Origin of the sequence: Limisphaera sp. 4302-co (assembly GCF_049537155.1) — a bacterium.
Classification (GTDB): Bacteria; Verrucomicrobiota; Verrucomicrobiia; order Limisphaerales; family Limisphaeraceae; genus Limisphaera.
Genome location: NZ_JBMVQZ010000002.1, coordinates 184,074 through 201,272, shown reverse-complemented (window position 1 = coordinate 201,272; position 17,199 = coordinate 184,074). Strand labels below are relative to the sequence as shown.

General features: G+C 65.8%; 11 protein-coding genes. 2 read left to right on the top strand and 9 right to left on the bottom strand.

The window, feature by feature from the left end:
* Positions 1–849 precede the first annotated feature (849 nt).
* The 8 genes from ACPDIX_RS03090 to ACPDIX_RS03055 form a co-directional block, all read right to left on the bottom strand.
* Positions 850–1,347: a 3'-5' exonuclease gene (locus ACPDIX_RS03090; RefSeq protein WP_423430311.1), complete on the bottom strand. Its 498-nt coding sequence runs from the start codon at positions 1,345–1,347 to the stop codon at positions 850–852.
* A 10-nt stretch (positions 1,348–1,357) separates the two neighbouring features.
* Positions 1,358–3,136, bottom strand: a complete 1,779-nt coding sequence (locus ACPDIX_RS03085; protein ID WP_423430310.1) for an ATP-binding protein — start codon at positions 3,134–3,136, stop codon at positions 1,358–1,360.
* 3 nt (positions 3,137–3,139) lie between these two features.
* Positions 3,140–4,318 (bottom strand): DNA double-strand break repair nuclease NurA, encoded by a 1,179-nt coding sequence (locus ACPDIX_RS03080; RefSeq protein ID WP_423430309.1) that lies wholly within the window; start codon positions 4,316–4,318, stop codon positions 3,140–3,142.
* Entirely contained in the window at positions 4,315–5,460 is a 1,146-nt protein-coding gene (locus ACPDIX_RS03075; RefSeq protein WP_423430308.1) for a Druantia anti-phage system protein DruA, read from the bottom strand. Before ACPDIX_RS03075 ends, ACPDIX_RS03080 begins: the two co-directional genes overlap by 4 nt.
* 470 nt (positions 5,461–5,930) lie before the next feature.
* Positions 5,931–7,463, bottom strand: coding sequence for a xylulokinase (gene xylB / locus ACPDIX_RS03070; protein WP_423430307.1), 1,533 nt, complete (start codon positions 7,461–7,463; stop codon positions 5,931–5,933).
* Between the two features lie 654 nt (positions 7,464–8,117).
* Positions 8,118–9,449, bottom strand: a complete 1,332-nt coding sequence (locus tag ACPDIX_RS03065; protein ID WP_423430306.1) for a Gfo/Idh/MocA family protein — start codon at positions 9,447–9,449, stop codon at positions 8,118–8,120.
* An 85-nt stretch (positions 9,450–9,534) separates the two neighbouring features.
* Positions 9,535–11,946, bottom strand: a complete 2,412-nt coding sequence (locus ACPDIX_RS03060) for an SUMF1/EgtB/PvdO family nonheme iron enzyme (protein WP_423430305.1) — start codon at positions 11,944–11,946, stop codon at positions 9,535–9,537.
* Positions 11,943–14,618 (bottom strand): glycosyltransferase, encoded by a 2,676-nt coding sequence (locus tag ACPDIX_RS03055; RefSeq protein WP_423430304.1) that lies wholly within the window; start codon positions 14,616–14,618, stop codon positions 11,943–11,945. The genes ACPDIX_RS03060 and ACPDIX_RS03055 overlap by 4 nt, the downstream gene beginning before the upstream one ends.
* A gap of 280 nt (positions 14,619–14,898) precedes the next feature.
* Between ACPDIX_RS03055 and ACPDIX_RS03050 the strand changes: the two genes are divergently transcribed.
* Together ACPDIX_RS03050 and tadA are read left to right on the top strand one after the other, a co-directional pair.
* Entirely contained in the window at positions 14,899–15,435 is a 537-nt protein-coding gene (locus ACPDIX_RS03050; protein WP_423430303.1) for an NUDIX hydrolase, read from the top strand.
* Between the two features lie 14 nt (positions 15,436–15,449).
* A complete protein-coding gene (gene tadA, locus ACPDIX_RS03045) occupies positions 15,450–16,016 on the top strand; it encodes a tRNA adenosine(34) deaminase TadA (protein ID WP_423430302.1) in 567 nt (188 codons plus the stop codon).
* 413 nt (positions 16,017–16,429) lie between these two features.
* On the opposite strand, the gene ACPDIX_RS03040 is transcribed toward tadA, so the two are convergent.
* Positions 16,430–16,897, bottom strand: coding sequence for a hypothetical protein (locus ACPDIX_RS03040; RefSeq protein WP_423430301.1), 468 nt, complete (start codon positions 16,895–16,897; stop codon positions 16,430–16,432).
* Between the last annotated feature and the right edge of the window lie 302 nt (positions 16,898–17,199).

Genomic DNA, 17,199 nt, shown 5'->3' with positions numbered 1-17,199 from the left:
CTGTCCATGGCCCGCCCGGAAGGCTCCGGGATGTAATCGAGGAAGATGTGGCGCAGAACGACCTGCTGATACTCGGCAGCATTCGAGGAGCCACCCAGGGCGCGGGACGTTTGCCCAAACCGGGCCTCGAAACCCGGCTTGGTGGAGGTTGGGGTTGTTTTGCCTGACCATGCCCCTCTCTTCTTCTCCAGTGGCGTGCCGCCGCAAACTTTAAACGGATCTCCCCTCCCCGACAAGATGTCTCTCCCACCCCCGCTGCTCGGGCCTGCGTCCTTTCATCCTCACGGGCTGCGCGGGCTCGAAGGCGCAATGTCCTGCGCTCAGAGACCTCCCCTGAACCTCGGCGCGCTGGAAACGACACTTCCGTCACCAACCTTGGCCGCCGGATTGCCCGGCGGGCGGGCTCGAACCCTGCCAACAGTGTTCCCCGGCCCTGCAGGACCAGCCGCGGACAGCACCCCACCGACTCGACCACGCCGGCACGATAACAACTGCACCGCCACCGGCTTTCGTCCAGATAACTCTGGACCAGCAACAACGGATGGCCCCACCGCTGTCGCCAGTCCTCATTGAACCGCTTCAGACACAGCCCCAACGCCCGGGAGGCCACGCTGGGATGGCAACCCCGGTCGGTCAGAGCCAGGCATCGGCACTTGTTGACCACCAGATGCAGGCGCCGGGCCCGTTGCCGTGGCGTCGAACCGATCTTCCGCTCGCGGGCCCTGGTGTGCGGGGCCGCCCCGCCCACGGCGGTGAGGGCCACCCACTCGTCACCGACCTCGGCCACGTGGCACGGGCTGCGCCCGCCCGGCCGGGCACGGTACCGCACTTGCGGTCCTCCGGCTGGTCTCACGGATTCCATCCCGTCTGGGCAGCCTCGATGAGAATACGGGCGCAGGCCTCTGCGTCGGAATCGGCCCGGTGATGACAGAGAGGGATGCCCAGCCGCGCGCATACGTTCGGCAGCCGCGTCGGGTGGATTCCCCACACCTGCCGCGCGAGCTTGACCGTGCACACAAAGGGTAAGCGGGGAGCAGGGAGCTGCCAGGCCCGGCAACAGCTCAGCAGGACACGCCGGTCGAAGGGGGCGTAATGCGCAGCCAGAAAGTCGGCCCTCATCATCCTTCGCTCCAGATCGGGCCAGAGCTGCGCGAAAGTGGGAGCTGTCCGGACGTGGGCCCAGGTCAATCCATGGATGGGAGTGTAAAGGAAGTAGGTCGTCCGCGGGCGGATCAGGTGGTGGACGCGGTCCACGATTTGGCTGCCTTCCACCACGACGAGCCCGACGGCACATGCGCTGGCGGGATCGGGATTGGCAGTTTCGAAGTCAATGGCGACGAATCGCATCGCGCCGGGTTCACCTGGGGAGTCGGTTGGCTGTGAGGAACTCCTCAACGGAGTTGAAGGCGTTGAGGAACAGCGGGGTGCCGGAAAACGACAGCGGGCTCACCGGCCCGATGGTCATGAAGGAGTACTGACGGCTTCTGGCGTCAAATGCCGAGTGCGGGTCGCGGAAGAGCTGGTACAGGTCCAGGGCCGTACCGGAGGTCCCCACGAGTTGGCGGAGCGACTGGAACTCCTGGCCCAGCCCGAGTCCGAACCCGAAGAAGAAGATACGGAGTTGCTGAAGGATCTCCGGGTGGAGGCTCGAGAGTGTCTGGCTGATGAACAGCCAACCCAGGCCGTACTTCCGGGTGGTGCGCGCCGCGTCGATCAGGACGTTGCGGACTCCGCGGGCCGCGTCGTCATCGGTCGGCAGGTCGCGGGGGGCCAGCCGGTGCGCCTCGTCGACCACGACCAGGGCGTTGAGGCTCTGGTTCTCTTTGTAGAAGTACTCGGCGGTCTGGGAGAGCCCGTCGAGCAGTCGCTTGATGACGAGTGACTGAATCGTGTCGTTCCAGAACAGGCCCTTGGCCTGCTCCTTGGAAAGATCGATTACCAGAATCGGGCGGTTGGAGCGGACGGAGCCGTCGGTATGGGTCAGAGACAGCAGCCAGGCGAGCGCCCTGTTGATGCTCTTGGCGTTCTGCCGGTCCTCGCGGAACAGCTCGGCAACCGGAGACCAGTAGTCCTGGAAAAACTCGTCAGGGTTCGAGTTTCTGAGCGCGTCGCTGAAGCGCTCACGAGGCTCTTTTGCGCGGTAGAAGACGCGCTGGACATTGTCGTCGTGGAGGAGGTTCCATGCGCGATCGAATGACGCGCGCTGATGCAGGTCCTTGAGCTGCACACCCGCCTTCTTCAGTTTGTCCGCGAGAATGTCGCAGGCCAGCTTGCGGTTCTCGCCCTTGGGTATGGTGAGGCGCTCGAAGAACTGCGACTCGAAGAGAATCTGCTCGAACAGCTCCCAACGGTCGAGGACGAGGTTACGAACCGTCAGCACCACGGGCCGCTTGCCCAGTTTGTCCGCCACGACGCCCAGGGGCAGCGGGAATCCGCCGCTGCCGCCGGTCGTGCGAATATCCCGCGCAAACTCTCCCTGCGGATCGATCACCAGCAGGGCCATCTTCGGATAGCGCGCGTAGGCGAGCAGGATCATCTTGGCGAGCACCGATTTACCCGAGCCTGTCTTCCCGAAGATCCCCAGATGGTAGGCTTCGCCGGCACCATCCGGTCCGCGGTCGAAGTGCTTGAACCAGAGCGGCAGCTTCGGTTTCGAGCCGTAGACGTGCCCGAGGTAGAAAATCTGGTCCCTGTAAGGGCGCAGGAGCTCATGCAGCACGTCGTCGGTCACAAGATGCACCGGTGTACCGGTGGGAGGGACGGTTCCCAGGATACTCGGCTCGTATCCGGCCGGTCCGCCCTGACGGAATACGGCGCTGATCACCATCTGGCCGAGGTGCGTGTCCTGGCGCTCGCTGACCGCGTCCACGCGCCCGCGTTGACGGATCAGGCTGCGCATCGTGGGGTCCTCGTGCCAGATGTTGCGGAGCTGTACCTCGGTAATCTGCCCGAGTGCGTAATGCGGGCTGGCATCCTGGACAAACCGGAACAGGGCGAGCTCGCCGACGAGCTTCCGCGCGGCCGCCGGTCCCAGAATGTCCAGGGCGAGCTGGGCGGTCGACGAGGGCGAACCGACCACGCCCACACGTTCGGTTCGTTCCACCATCCTCTCCAGATCATCGCGCACGTTCGTCATGGCCTACCTCCCGCTCTCGCTCCGATAGCCGTGCAGGGCAAAAAACACCTCGCCGATGTCCCCGTCATAGCGCTCGGAGACCCGCTGGGTCGTCACCTGGCGAAATGCGGGGATCGCGCGTGCGAGGGCTTTGGCAGTGCGGTCGGCGAGGTAGATCGGATAGGGCTCCAGGATCGATGGCGTTGCGCACTGGTATTTGAGACCCTGGACAACGGTTGCCAGCCGATCGCGGTTTGACGCAATGCCCGCGGCGATCTCGACCCGTAATGCCGGAAGCCAGTCATGGGGCTTGTAGTAGAATACCAGCACCGACTGCAGCGCGGAAACAACCTCGTTGGCAAGCTCAGCAGCCCGATTCTTCAGCTCGGGCGGCAGCGCGCCGGTGTTCAGATGCCAGGTGACGTTGCCGGCGCCGTTGCGCGGGTGCTCAAGCTCAAGCGGGACCGTGAGCTCACCGGGCTTGAGCAGGAGCGTGAGCAGCCCGCGATCGTCGTGATCCGCCGGCCAACCAAGGCGTGTGCCGATCTCACGCCGCGTGGAGTACTTGGGCAGGGCGATGTACTGTTTGTCCGACCGCTTGGAGCACAAGATCTCGAGGTAGGCGGTCAGGTATTCGAGGCAGTGTTCCAGGAAGTGTGCGGAGCATCGCAGGTCCTTTGTGTCCGGAGCCTTGTTCAGAGCCTGGTTGAAGTAGATGACGGGCAGGGTCAGCGTGCCGTCCAGCATCACGACGTCGTGTGGTGCCGCAGTGGCCAGTCGGAGTTCCTCCCCGAGCATGACGGCCCTGAGAACGGTGGCCGTGTCCTCGAGGTGCGGTTCGGCGGCAATGAAGGTGTTGTGGTGTGGCAGTGCCCAGTGCCGTTTCTCCGAGGGTGGTGTGAGCCCTTCCACGGCCACCGCCGCGGCCGCGGCGAGGTCGGTGCTCAGGAGCCTGTCGATTGCGTAGGAGCCGTCGGTGCCACATGTGGTGGGCAGCGGCGGGTACCCGAGCGAAGACTCCGTGGTCACAAGGCCAGACTTCTCGAGCGTGCTGCGCAATTCAGCGCGATCCTTTCTTATCTTCTGGAACGAGGCAAGCAGGTCCTTCGCCACGGCCTCCGTCTGACTCAGCACCTCCTCGACGAGTGCGGCCGGCAGATCGGCGAAGGGACCGGGTTCCCTGGATTCGGGGGATGCGTTCACTGCGACCTCCACAGGCGGTAGCTTTCAGGATCGAACGTGCGATACGAAGGGTCACGCCCGGCCCGCGGCAGGAGCCAGCGTTCGCGGAACCACAGAAAGAGTTCCTCCGCCGACCGGTTGTAACACTTCAGTCGCTGATGTTCACCACGAAGAAACGCTGCAGCATTAGCTGCCAGCGGTGCCACGAATATCTCGCGTTGCACGCCGTGGTAGACCAGCTCCGGCGAAAGGCCCAGCAGGGGAAGGGCCTTGCGCAGCACCTCCCGCTTGTTGCGGAAACCGTTGCCCCATCGGCCGTGTTTGGCGGTGGGGCTGCAGTGCTCCCACGCCAGTTGGCGCAGCTCCGCATAAAATCCGTTGCTGAAATGAAACTCGCCCGAGCCGCGTGTAAAGCCCACGCTGTGAAAAACCCGCTGCCCGCGAAACGTAAGGCGGTTGTAGATTGAGGATCTGCCCAGGGCCGAGGTCGTGGTGAGCAATGCAAGCCGGCCATCGAGAGGTTTCCGCCGGATGAGCGAGGTTTCGCCGCCATATTTTTTTCGAAAGGCCTGCTGCACCTCGCGGCTGGTGGCCAACAGGGCGATCAGCTTGCCGCACAACAATTGCGAGTAGGGTGGAACAGCGCCGAGGACGAAGAGATCCATGACGCACTGCAGGCGCCGCTTCTTTTGCGCCAGGTCCCAGCCGATCCAATGATCACGAGGACCAAGCGCGAAAACCGGATCGCCAAGACCAAACAGACCGATGAGTTTACCGTTGGATTCATCAAACACCAGAAAGCGCAGGCGCCGACCGTAGCCCGCAGAAACGGGGATGCTCCAATGAAGGCGGGCGTAACGGAAGAGGAGCTCTTCGTCGGAACCGGGTCGAACGCAAACCAGCCGGGGATGGACGTGTTCCGGCACCACCTCTGTCCCCCGGGCAATGAACCGGAGCAGGCGGTTCTCGTGCCGCTCGAGCCCCGCGCGCGCCTGCGCCACCCTGTGCCGCACGGCTTCCTCGTGGAGTCGCCGGATCTGATCCTTGTCGTTCGGGTCAGGAGGCATCAACCTGCCGTCGCGCAGCCGAAACCCCTGCTTGTGAAGGGATCGGATGACCCGTTCACGGAGCTGTTCAGCCCGAGACTGCGCCCGCGTGCTCATTGGTTGACCGGTCCACGCCCCCCACCGTGCAGTTGGCCCGGCGACCCACTGCAGGCCATGGCAGCCAGATTCCGACAACCCTCAAATCTCATGGCCCGCCGGGCAGGCGCAAGGGCTGTTTTACAGCGCGCCGCTGGCCGCCGCTGTGGGACCGGCCCACGTTTGCGGTGGGCCACGCTCTGCTTTCTGAAAGTCCTTCTTACCAGTGGAGAAATCAGAGCAGGCCGCATGAACGCCTTTCAGCCCGCATCATGCCCCGGCTCAAAGCATTGTCGAGGCGGAAGTTGTGAGCCCGGCCGTACGGGTTCGTGCCGTGCTCAACAGGCTTTCTGCCCCGACCGGCACGGCGGCCCGGGCGTCGCTCTCCCGTGGCCCATGCACCGCCCGGGCCGGTGGCGCAAGCAGGTCCCCGCGGCTCGCTCAAAACAGTGGACAAGCTCCTGTTTGGGCCGGCCGGTGGGAGGTGCCTCTCACCCGTGCCGGAGGACGAATTGGCGGTGCAGCGGGAAGAGCGGTCGCAGGCGGCGCGACAGTTCGTCCTGCAGGGCCTGAAGCTCGCGATAGACCGCCACGGCTTCGGGCCGGGGCCGGGCGCTTTCTGCCGGGTTGAGTTTCACGAAGGCATCGGTGATCTCGTGGATCGCCACTTTCTCCCCCTTTTGCAGACGCCAGCACCAAAGGGCCTGCAGGGCCGCGCCATAGGCCGCGCCCTCGCTGACCTTCAACGTGACGACCTCGGCGTTGAAGACGTCGGCCATGATCTGGCGCCAGAGCCGGGATTTGGACCCGCCGCCGGTGGCGCGGATCTGGTCGGCGCGCACGCCGAGGCGGATGAGTCGTTGGAGGCCGTAGTTCATGCCCAGGGTAACGCCTTCCATGGCGGCGCGGCAGTAGTGGCTGGCGCTGAAGGTGCGGGGGTTGATCCCGATCATGACGCCGGTGCCGTCGGGGACGTTGGGGGTGCGTTCGCCCTCCAGGTAGGGCAGCAGCAACAGACCATGGGAGCCCGGCGGAACCCGGGCGGCCTTTTTCTCAAACTGCGTGTGGGTGTAGCCGAAGTCCTGGCGCATCATCTCGGTGGCCACGGTCACGTTCATCGTGCAGAGCAGGGGCAGCCAGCGATTGGTGGAATCGCAGAAGGCGGCGATTTCGCCGGAGGGGTCCACGACCGGTCTTTCAGAACAGGCGTAGATGGTGCCGCTGGTGCCGAAGCTGGCGGTGACGATGCCCGGCCGGGTGTTGCCGGTGCCGATGGCGCCCATCATGTTGTCGCCGCCGCCGGCGCTGACGAGCACGCCGGGCTCAAGACCCAACTGCCGGGCTGCCTCGGGCCGGAGCCGCCCCGCGGGTTGATCACTGGGGATCAGGGGCGGGAGTTTGCCGAGGAGGTCCGGGTCAATGGCGCGGATGGTGGCCTCGCACCAGCGGCGTTTGCGGATGTCCATGAGGGCGGTGCCGCTGGCGTCGCCGTATTCCATGACCCGTTCGCCGGTGAGCCAGAAGTTGAGATAATCGTGCGGCAGGAGAACGGTGGCCAGCCGGGCGTAGTTTTCCGGTTCGTGTTTTTTGAGCCAGAGGATCTTGGAGGCGGTGAATCCGGGCAGGACGGCGATGCCCTGGAGTTTGAGGGTGGCCTTGAACCCGCCAAGGGCGGCCATGATTTCCTCGCATTCGGCGGCGGTGGAGGTGTCGCACCAAAGCTTGGCCGGCCGGATGACCTCGCCGTCCTTGTCGAGCGGAACGAAACCGTGTTGTTGACCGGAGACGCCGATGGCCACGACCTCGGCAGGCCGGGCCTTGGCGGCCCGCAGAGCGGCGCGAACAGCCTTGATGGTGGCATCCCGCCAGGTGTGGGGATGCTGTTCCTTGGCGCCGGGGGGCAGGTTGGGGATCAGGTCGTAGGCTTGGGCGGCCGCACCGAGCACGCGCCCGTTGCGGGCGTCCACGACAAGGGCCTTGGTCGATTGGGTACCACTGTCGATGCCGATGAGAAGTGCGCGCATGCCGACGTCATAGCGGTGCGGCGGCGGCAATTCACGTCTTTTTTGCAGGGTGTCCGGCTACTTGGACGGCCCACGACTGGTCAGGCCGGAGGCGGGCGACCCGGCAGGGTCGGGTGGTTAATCTTGAACCTGTGGATGGGGTCAAACTTTGCCGGGTTGGGCAAACCGGTACAGGTCGGACCCTCCGGGATGGCGGCCGATGCACCGGCCCAAAATTACCGGCGGCCGGCTTGCGCCGGCCGCCAGCAACCAAACCCAAGTTCAGAAGCGCGCGGGAGGGCAATGCCCTCACGCAGAGGGATTTAGATGGAGGGACTTGTGTCCCGGGCTCGGAATACCCGGGACGGCGTGGGACATCGCAACCGGTTCGCTGTGCTGCAATGTCGTTTTCACGGTTCAAAGGAAGAGCACGTCACGTGCCAGCAGGCTTGGAGGGAGCAAAACAGGTCTTTTCGCTTGGTTGGGCAGGGGTTTGGGGGTGGGTATCGGAGGCATCCACCCTGTTATCGGGCGTTGCAGGGCGGTGCGGCCGTGTCCCGGTTTGGGACAGGTGGCGGTGAGGGGGCAGGGAGGAAGGGATTACCGGCAGAAAAGGAGCGGCCCGCCCCCAGGAGGAGCGGGCCGTGGGAAGCGAAGAGCCCGACGTGACCGCCGTCAGACGGTCGGGACCGAGGGCGGCTTCTTGAAGATGTCGTGGATGCCCGGCATGGGCGGCTTGAGAGTCCGCCACGGGCCGAAGGTCATCTTGGACGAATCCTCGTACATGAGGTCGGGACCGTATTTGAATTCGGACTTGAGGATGTCGTCCCACTGGACGAGTCCGCCGCTGTAGGCGGCTTCGCGTCCCATGATGGCCGTCAGCGTGCTGTCGGTGACGTTTTTGGTTTCGTTCAGCTCGGTGTCGTTGATGATGGCCTGGATGAGGTCCACGTGTTCCTGCACGTAGGGGTTGCGGGCGTTTTCGGGCCGGATGCGGACGCGGCGGTCGCCGTTGACCTGGATGGAGCCGGCCGGGTTGGCGGTTCCTTTGGTACCGACGACGGCCTCGCTGACGGAGCTCCAGGAACGTTTGATCTGGCCGCAGTAACTGTGCATCCGCACGCCGTTGCCGTACTCGAACTCGACGGCGAAGTTGTCCCAGATTTCACCGGACTTGTCGCCCAGCTGCTGGCGCGCGCCCATACCCCAGGCACGGACGGGGTGGTCCTTCATGATCCAGTTGCAGACGTCGATGTTGTGGACGTGCTGCTCGACAATGTGGTCGCCACAGAGCCAGATGTAGTGGTACCAGTTGCGAATCTGGCGTTCGATGTCCGTCTCGCCGTGATCGCCGCGGTGCCAGATGGGCCCGCCGTTGACCCAGTAGGCGCGCAGGGCGGTGACGTCGCCGATGACGCCGTCCCAGATGCGTTTGATGGTTTCGTTGTATGCCGCGTCGTGGCGGCGCTGGGTGCCGGCCGCGACCTTGAGGCCCTTGCGCGCGGCCTCTTCACCGGCGGCGTACATGAGCCGGCAGCCGGGGCCGTCCACGGCAACGGGTTTTTCCATGAACACGTGGACACCGCGCTCGATGCAGGCCTTGAAGTGGGTGGGCCGGAACCCGGGTGGCGCGGCCAGGATGGCGTAGTTGACGCCGGGTTGTTCAAGCGCCTTGATGTAGGCGTCGAACCCGCTGAAGCATTTTTCCATGGGCACGCCGAAGTGTTCATTTCCGCGCCGGGCCTGCTCGGGGAACAGGTCGGCCACGGCTACGATGCGGGCCTCGACGCCCGCGATTTTGGCGGCCTCGAGGAAGTCGCCACCGGCGCCGCCGCCGCGTCCGCCGATGCCGATGATGACGGCGTTGAGGGTCGGCTTGGCCTGGGCGCGCAGCACATGAGGGAAGGAGACCGCAGCTGCGGCCGTGGCAGCGGCCAGGGATGTGTGTTTGAGGAAATCCCGGCGGGTGAGGGCCGGGTGGTTGGGTTGCGAACGTTGTTCGTTCATAGTGCTCGATTCCGGTTGTGTGCCCTGCGGGCGTTTTTGATGCAATGGACGATACGGAGGTGACAAGCCTTCATGCAGAGGAGGGTCAATCGCGTTCGGTCCCGCTGATCCAGTATTTCTTCATCTCCTCCGGCGGCGGCACTTTGAGCGGCCGGACAATGCGAAAGCCCACGAAGGGCGCGTCGGTGAGCCACCAGATGGATTTGGGCAGCTGGGGATCGCGCATTTTCCAGGAGGGATCGGAGGGGCGCCTGGCGGCGCTGCGCAGGCGCCAGGGCGGGTCGTCGTAGGATCCGCCGCGGGTCACGTGCGGGTAGGGCCGGGTGGCGCGGTTCCACGGGTTGACGAGCACCTCGGTGCCGGGGGCCAGGAGTTTTTCGTAGGGTTCGTACTGGTCGAGGCACCACTCGGCCACGTTGCCGTGCATGTCGTAAATGCCCCAGGGGTTCGGTTTCTTCGTGCCGACCTTGTGGTAGCGGAAGTCGCTGTTGTCCTCGTACCAGGCGTACTGGTCGAGCAGCTCGGGATCCTCGCCGAAGGACCATTGGGTGGTGGTGCCGGCGCGGCAGGCGTACTCCCATTCGGCCTCGGTGGGAAGGCGATAGAAATGGCCGGTCTTGGCGCTGAGCCACTGGCAGTACTTGTTGGCGGCGTGATGGGTCATGCTGATGGCGGGGTAACCGTCCTTGCCCATGCCGAAGCTCATTTCGGTGTAGGGCTTGGAGGGCCGGGCCACCGCATCGGCGAGGGGATCGGTGGGGTTTTGCAGGCCCAGCTCCTGCCTCAGGCGTTGTTCGTCCTCGGGATACATGAACAGTTCGAACTCGTTCCAAGTGACCTCGAACATGCCGATCCAGAAGGGATCGACCCTGACCTTGTGCGGGGGGCGTTCATCCGGCCGGCCCATGGGATCGTCGTCACGACTGCCCATGATGAACTCTCCGCCGGGAACGGGGATCATGACGTAGCGGACCTGTGTACCGGGGATGGTGTTGGTGTAGGGCTTCATCTCCGCCTCGGTCCGGACGTCGAGGTTGCTCATGATGGCCTGGTAGATGGCGGGGATGGTGTTGACGTCGCTGTCGGCCAGCGAGGGCAACAGACCGACCGGTTGGCCCTCGGTTTCGCCGGCGGGGGTGCAGAAGCGGTAGCGCCAGCTCGGTTTGTCGTTGGTGGGCGCCAACAGCAGGAACACGCCCTCGGGCACCGCCAGTGCTCCGCTGAACCGTTCGGTGCCGGGGGTCAGTTCCTTGATGATCCCGAGCGTGTTTACGCCCTCGAGTTTCACCAGGGCGGCATGTTGGCCGGCGTCCGAAAGGATGAGCAGTCTTTGCGGAGCCGGCCCGGGCAGGGCAAAGACCTGGTCCACGGGACGCGCCCATTCCAGGCGTGTTTCGGGGCCGAACTGCACGGCATGACGGTCGGCATGGGTGATGGGACGCAGGGAGAGCCCGGGCTGGCCCGGCTGGAAGAGCAGGAGGTCCGGCAGGGGCCGGTCATGCAACCGTGCCAGGAGATAGCCCGAGCGGGCCGGCAGGCCGGGCAGATTGCCGAGCTGCTCCGGTTGACCGGAATCGAACCGGCCCAGGACCAGTTCATTGGGCGGGTCGCCGACCATGCCGATGGCCACTTCGGGCAGGTCGGGGCCCAGGGCGATACGGTTCGGCCGGGAGGCGGGCTGTTCGAGGGTGATTGGGGTCAGAGGTTTCCATTCGGTCCCGGTATTGCGCACGATGCTGAGCAGGTTAGGGTCCGGACTGTTGTAGATGCTGACCACGAGGAGGTCGGCCAGCGGAGTGTTGTCCGGGCCGCCGACGTCCATGGCCAGGACGGCGCTGGGGCCCATGACATCGAGCACGAGCTCCCTGGGTTGGGTACCCATTTGCGGGGAGGGCGATTCCAGGATGGCCAGCAAATTGGCGTCGGCTGAGGTGATGGCCAGGGCATCGTGGTTGGTGTGGGTAAGGCGGCCCACCGTGACGCCGGTGACGCCGCGGACGCCGCTGGGCCGGTTGTCCTCGGCCCAGGTGTACCGGCCCGGCTCAAGCTGGTAGGCAAACCGGCATTTGCCGCTGGACTTGTCCACGATCACCAGGTCGGTCCGCCCGTCTCCGTCGAAGTCACCGGAGGCCAGGAATTCGACCGGCGTTTCGTACACCCACGGATGTTCGGCCGCGCGCATGTCCACCGCGCCGATTCGGTCCGCCTGGAAGGCAAACAGGACAAGGAGGTGCGCAAGGAAGACCGAGGAGCCCGAAACATTCACGCGCCGGTTGTCCGAACGGAAGAGGCCGATCCGATCACACATAACCCGCATCAGACTAGAGGCAGAGACGGAAAAGTCACCAAAAAAGCTCGCCACGCGCGACTGTTCACGCGGTTCGAACGTGGCAACGGCGCGCTCCTGCATGGCGGCGGGGCGCCGAATCCATTTGCCGGCGGAGCCCGCCGCGGGCAAGCCGGAGAAGGTCCGGTGATGGGTTCGTGGTCGTCTCATGACAGTTCCCGTGTGGTTGAAGGCGCATCCGGCACCGAGGGTTTTGCCGGCGGCTCCGGCAGGGCGAACGGAGATTCGGTCCGGGCCGCCCGCCGTTCCGCAGTCCTTCGCCACCGGGCAGGAAAGGTAAACGACCCGCGCGGTTTTGCCGGCGTTTGGATCCAGGGAAGGCGGATGAGCTCGTGCGTCCGGGCAAACTCGTCCAACGCAACGGCCAGCCGACTGCAGGCGCGCCGGGCCTGGATGTGGAACCACCAGCCCGCAATTGCGAGCACGGCCGCCACGGTGGCCGCCGCTGCGTACAACGAGGGTTTCACCAACCCGATCCCTGCCAGACCCAGCAACCCCGCAAAGGCCGTGCCCCACCACATGCCGAGGCTCGGGGCCGCCCGCAATCGGAGGCGGAGCCGGCGTTTCCCACCCGGATGAGCCTCGAGCGCAGACACCACGCGCACGAGGACCCAGGGCGGCTCGGCCACCTCGAAGTCGAACGGGCACCAACCGGTGTCCGGGCGCAGGGGCCAACCCCGGCCTTCGAGCCAGGCCATCAGGGACTGAAGCAAGGCAAGACGTTCGACCGGCCGTTCGCTCCACAAGTCGACGCGGTCCAGCCGCACCCGGCTGCGCCGCAACGCGACGGCTTCCAAAGAATCCGCTGGAAGGCCGGTGCGCCGCCGGATCGCCAGCCGCTCACGATAACGCGCCCAACCGCGCGCGATGGGCTGGAGAAAATACAGCAGGGCAATCAACGGACGCGACCACCAGCGGCGTTTCCCCCGCGGGAGGGGCGCGCGCGCCGCCGCGAGCGCACACGTACCGATGCTCGAGAGGACGGCGGCCAGGGCCGGCACGCGCAGCCATGGATGGGCAACGCCCAGCAGAATCAGCGGCAGCGTCACAAACAGGTGAAACTCAAGGGCGGTGGTGAGCAGGAGCCAGCCGGCCGGAGGCGGCGAGTAGAGGGTTTGAAACCACCCGGTGCCAAACGGGCCGTGGTAAATGATCGGCCGGCCCAGGTGCAGATCGGGAAAGGAGGTCCCGTAGATCCGGCCGCGCCAGCGACTGCCCCCCCAGAGATTGAACTGTTCCGGGTGTTTGCGCAGCAGCAGGGCCTCCGCCTCGCCGTAGCCGGACTGCTGCCTGAGATACGCCGGGACGGTGGAACGGCGATAGTGCCAGACCACCGCCGCCGGGGCATACACCAGTGAATGACCGGCCTGCAGGAGGCGCCAGCAGATGTCCACGTCGTCGCCAGCCCGACGGAACACCGGATCGAATCCGCCCACGGCCTCCAGAGCCCACTTGTAGAAGGCCATGTTGCAGCCCGGGATGTGCTCCGCCAGCCGATCCGTCAGCAGCACGGCCGCCGGTCCACCCGGAGAAGCCATCACGGCGGCCGCCAGCGGGGAATCCTCCGGCGGCAGGAAATTGGGTCCACCCACGCCCACCGCGTCGCTCTCCAGCAAGGCACCCACCAGGTGATGGAGCCAGTCTTCGTCGGCCCGGCAGTCCGCGTCGGTGAAGGCGACGATTTCCCCGGTGGCGGCGGCGATCCCGGTGTTGCGGGCGGCCGAGAGACCGAGGTTCCTCTCGTGCCGCAGCAGGCGCACGGAAGGAAACCGCGCCGCGATTTCGGCCGTGTGGTCGGTGGACCCGTCATCCACGAGGAGGATTTCGTACTCGGGATAGCGGAGGCGTTCGAGCGAGGCGAGACAATCGGCAAGGGTGTGCGCGCCGTTGTAAGATGCCACCACCACGGAGACCCTCGGCGTGCGCGGCAGCGGGAAAGCGGGGGCGCGACGAAACTGGCGCTGCACAACGTGCCAGGCGGGCTTCGGCTGGCGATCGCGGGTGGTCAGGCCCATGGCCCAGTCGAGCACGGGCGCGCCGCCGCGATGCCAGTCGTCGGTAAAGCTGAAGATGGTGATCCCGGCCAGACCGGCCCGGAAGGCCTCCTCGATCTGCCATTCGAGCAACTCGGCCTGGCGCTCGAGTCCCTCGCGCAGGCTGTCCACGCCGCATTCGGCCAGCACCAGCGGGCGATCGTCGGCCAGGATCTGGAGCCGGGCCAGGTAATTGCGAAACGCGCGCCGATCGTGCAGGTACACGTTGAACGCGACGAAATCGAGGTTGCGCGGCTGGAGATATTCCGTGGGCGGGAAATTGGCGTAACTGCAAAGCGCCTCCGGGTCCACCTCTTTCACCGCCTCGACCAGTTCCTCCAGAAACCGCCGCACGGTTCCGGGTCCGATCCAGCGGACCACGTCGGGGGGGATCTCGTTCGCGATGTTCCAGGCAAAGATGGCCGGGTGCCCGGCAAGACCGCGCACGGTCTCGCACACGTACCGGCGGATCTCCGCCCGCTCCGCCGCGGTCTCGAAGCAAAGATGATGCGGCCAGGGCAGGTCCACCCAAAGGACCAGTCCGCGCTCCGCAGCCAGGTCGGGCAACCACGGCGCCGGCGGCGTGTACAACCGCACCACGTTGGCACCGAGAGCGACCATGAGGTCCAGATCCCGCGCGGTCACTTCCGGCGGTGCAAACGGCCGGCCCTCCCCGTCCGGGGCCAACGGGCCGTAGGTGATCCCGCGGACGAAGAACTTCTCGCGCCCCTTCCGGAAGGATTTGCCATCCGGCCGGATCCGCGCTGCCCTGACCTCGGCGTTGTTCATGTCCCTCTTTGGACGCAAACCGTTCGGCAGTTCGTCAACAGGTCCGGAATAACAGGCCCGCCCGCCGGAGGGCAACGACGGACGCAACCGCACGCCGGTCATGTCCCCGTGGTCGAGTGCCACCGGCCGGGCCGCAAACGGGCATGCCGCCCTGAACCACTCCCGCGACACGCCACGGTGACCCGGAGCAGCTTGGGAACCGTTGAAACAGCGGGCGCGCGGGACCGGAAACCGTTTTTGCATTGACCCCGGTGAACGCGTTCGGGCCAGTTGATGGGGCATGGCGATGCCGTACCGGATTTCGACCCTGCTCTACTGCTTCAACGAGCAGGACGAACTGCTGCTGATGGAGCGGACCCGCGAACCGAATCGTGGTCTGTGGAGTCCCTGCGGAGGCAAATTGCGCACCGAGATCGGCGAATCGCCCTACGCATGCGCCTGCCGCGAGGCTTGGGAGGAACTGGGACTGCGGCTCACCCCGGCGGACCTGCACCTGACCGGGCTGGTGAGCGAACACGGTTACCAGGGACAAGCCCACTGGTTGATGTTCCTGTTCGAAGTCAAACCGCGTTTGCGCGCCCTGCCTCCACCGCACGAAGAGGGCCGCTTCGCCTTTTTCACATGGGAAGAGCTGATGCGGCTGCCCCTGCCCGAGACGGACCGTCAAAGCATCTGGCCGTGGTTCCGGCAACATCGTGGCGGTTTCTTCGCCGCGCACTGTCACTGTCACCCGGACGGCCGCAACGAATGGATCCTGGAAGAGTCGTGCCCGGCCCCCGCCGCCGCCGAAACCCCACCCCCCCGCCTCCCGCGGTAAACCCGTGCGCCATCATGGACGAGCCGATCCCGGACCTGCACAGCGATGACTGGTTCATGAGCGAGGCCCTGCGCATGGCACGCCGCGCCCTCGCGGCCGACGAAGTCCCGGTGGGCGCGGTGGTGGTGCGGGCCGGCCGGGTCATCGCCCGGGCCCACAATCAGGTGGAACTGCTCAAGGATGCCACCGCCCACGCCGAAATGCTGGCACTCACACAAGCCGCGGCAGCCGTGGGTGACTGGCGTCTCTCCGACTGCACCCTCTATGTGACCAAGGAACCCTGTCCCATGTGCGCAGGCGCCATCGTCCACGCACGACTCGCGCGGGTCGTTTTCGGCGCGCCCGACGTCAAGGCCGGCGCGGCCGGAAGCGTGCTGAACCTCCTCCAGTTCCCCACCTTCAACCACCGCTGCGCCGTCACGGGCGGCGTGCGACTGGAAGAGTGTCGGGCCCTGTTGCAGGAGTTTTTCCGGCAGAAACGGCGCGAAGCAAAGGAAGGTGGCTCCGGCCCACCAGCCAGTGGAAACGGGCACCGTCCACCGGACGGGAACGAACCCGGACCGGCGGGGACCGAGCCTTGAACCGCGGGCCGGACGCCACGGCCGGATACGGGGACGAACACGCCGCCGGAAGCGCCATCCCCCGCCCCAACAGAACCATCCGAGCCTCCCTTTCACGGTGCGGTGTGGATCAACCACCATCCGGCCAGAAGGACCAGTACCCCGCACGCAATCCACACGACCCGCAAAGGCCGCGCCGACCCGTTCCACCCCAGAAACCTTTCCACCGCGCGGGTAAACGTTCCCGCCAGGACAATCACTGAGCGGTGACCGATGCCGCAAGCACCCAACAACGCAAGGCCCACAACGGCTGCGTGCTTGAAAGACCCAGCGCCACCCCCAACACGCGTGTCATGCAAGCAAAACTGCATGAGCACAGGGCGATCCCAAAAACCAAGTCCCACACAAATGTCGCCAACGGCCCGCCCCGGCAGTCAGGACGCCGACCCTCCAAGGGTGACCAGGATGCCCAGGGCAAAGAGCGCCGCAGTGGCAAATGCCCTCCCCAAAGCCGGCCGAGGCTGCCCACTGATGAACCCCACGATGAGCGGAATGCCTGCCGAATGACAGGGACTCAACACCAGGTTGAGTACGCCCGGGCAAAAGCAGCGCCCAAGGGCAACCCGGGGGAAAGATCCGGGCGCAGCCACCGAGGCATGGTCGCCGCCGCATCCAACTGCCGGCCTTTCCAGATCGAACCCCAGTTCACGCCACCTGGCCAGGACGTCCTCCCCAGGCATGAACCCCTCGTGCGGATAGAGCTCGCGGCCGTCCGGAGCGAAAACGATCCGAGTCAGGATGACACTCACGCGGCCTCTGGCACCGGCCTCGGTGTCCCGCGTCAAATCAATGACCTCCACGATCCACCGGCCATGAAAAGTCACGCCCAGCTCCTCGAGCATCGGAGCCATCATCCGACAGGGAACGCAGCGGTTCGCTCCCGGAGCCACCCGCCGGGGGGCAGAGGGGCGGAGGCCGCGGCCGTCCGGTCCGACACGGCGTTCTGCGCATCCGCGGTCTCCGCCCGTCTGTGTTGCCGGAGCGCCATGACGCCCCCGCGACGGCCGCCAGCACGATGCCAACGATCAGCCAGCGGGGCAGGTTCTTCATAAACGGGTACGGGTTCGAACGGATAACCGAAATCGGTTCCCACCCTCACCGGCACCGGTTGCCGGCCGATCCAACCTCGGATCGGGTCGTGACC

Coding starts and splice junctions, on each gene's coding strand:
- ACPDIX_RS03090 (WP_423430311.1), bottom strand. CDS start 1,347: ATGCGATTCGTCGCCATTGACTTCGAAACTGCCAATCCCGATCCCGCC.
- ACPDIX_RS03085 (WP_423430310.1), bottom strand. CDS start 3,136: ATGACGAACGTGCGCGATGATCTGGAGAGGATGGTGGAACGAACCGAA.
- ACPDIX_RS03075 (WP_423430308.1), bottom strand. CDS start 5,460: ATGAGCACGCGGGCGCAGTCTCGGGCTGAACAGCTCCGTGAACGGGTC.
- xylB (WP_423430307.1), bottom strand. CDS start 7,463: ATGCGCGCACTTCTCATCGGCATCGACAGTGGTACCCAATCGACCAAG.
- ACPDIX_RS03065 (WP_423430306.1), bottom strand. CDS start 9,449: ATGAACGAACAACGTTCGCAACCCAACCACCCGGCCCTCACCCGCCGG.
- ACPDIX_RS03060 (WP_423430305.1), bottom strand. CDS start 11,946: ATGAGACGACCACGAACCCATCACCGGACCTTCTCCGGCTTGCCCGCG.
- ACPDIX_RS03055 (WP_423430304.1), bottom strand. CDS start 14,618: ATGAACAACGCCGAGGTCAGGGCAGCGCGGATCCGGCCGGATGGCAAA.
- ACPDIX_RS03050 (WP_423430303.1), top strand. CDS start 14,899: ATGGCGATGCCGTACCGGATTTCGACCCTGCTCTACTGCTTCAACGAG.
- tadA (WP_423430302.1), top strand. CDS start 15,450: ATGGACGAGCCGATCCCGGACCTGCACAGCGATGACTGGTTCATGAGC.
- ACPDIX_RS03040 (WP_423430301.1), bottom strand. CDS start 16,897: ATGCTCGAGGAGCTGGGCGTGACTTTTCATGGCCGGTGGATCGTGGAG.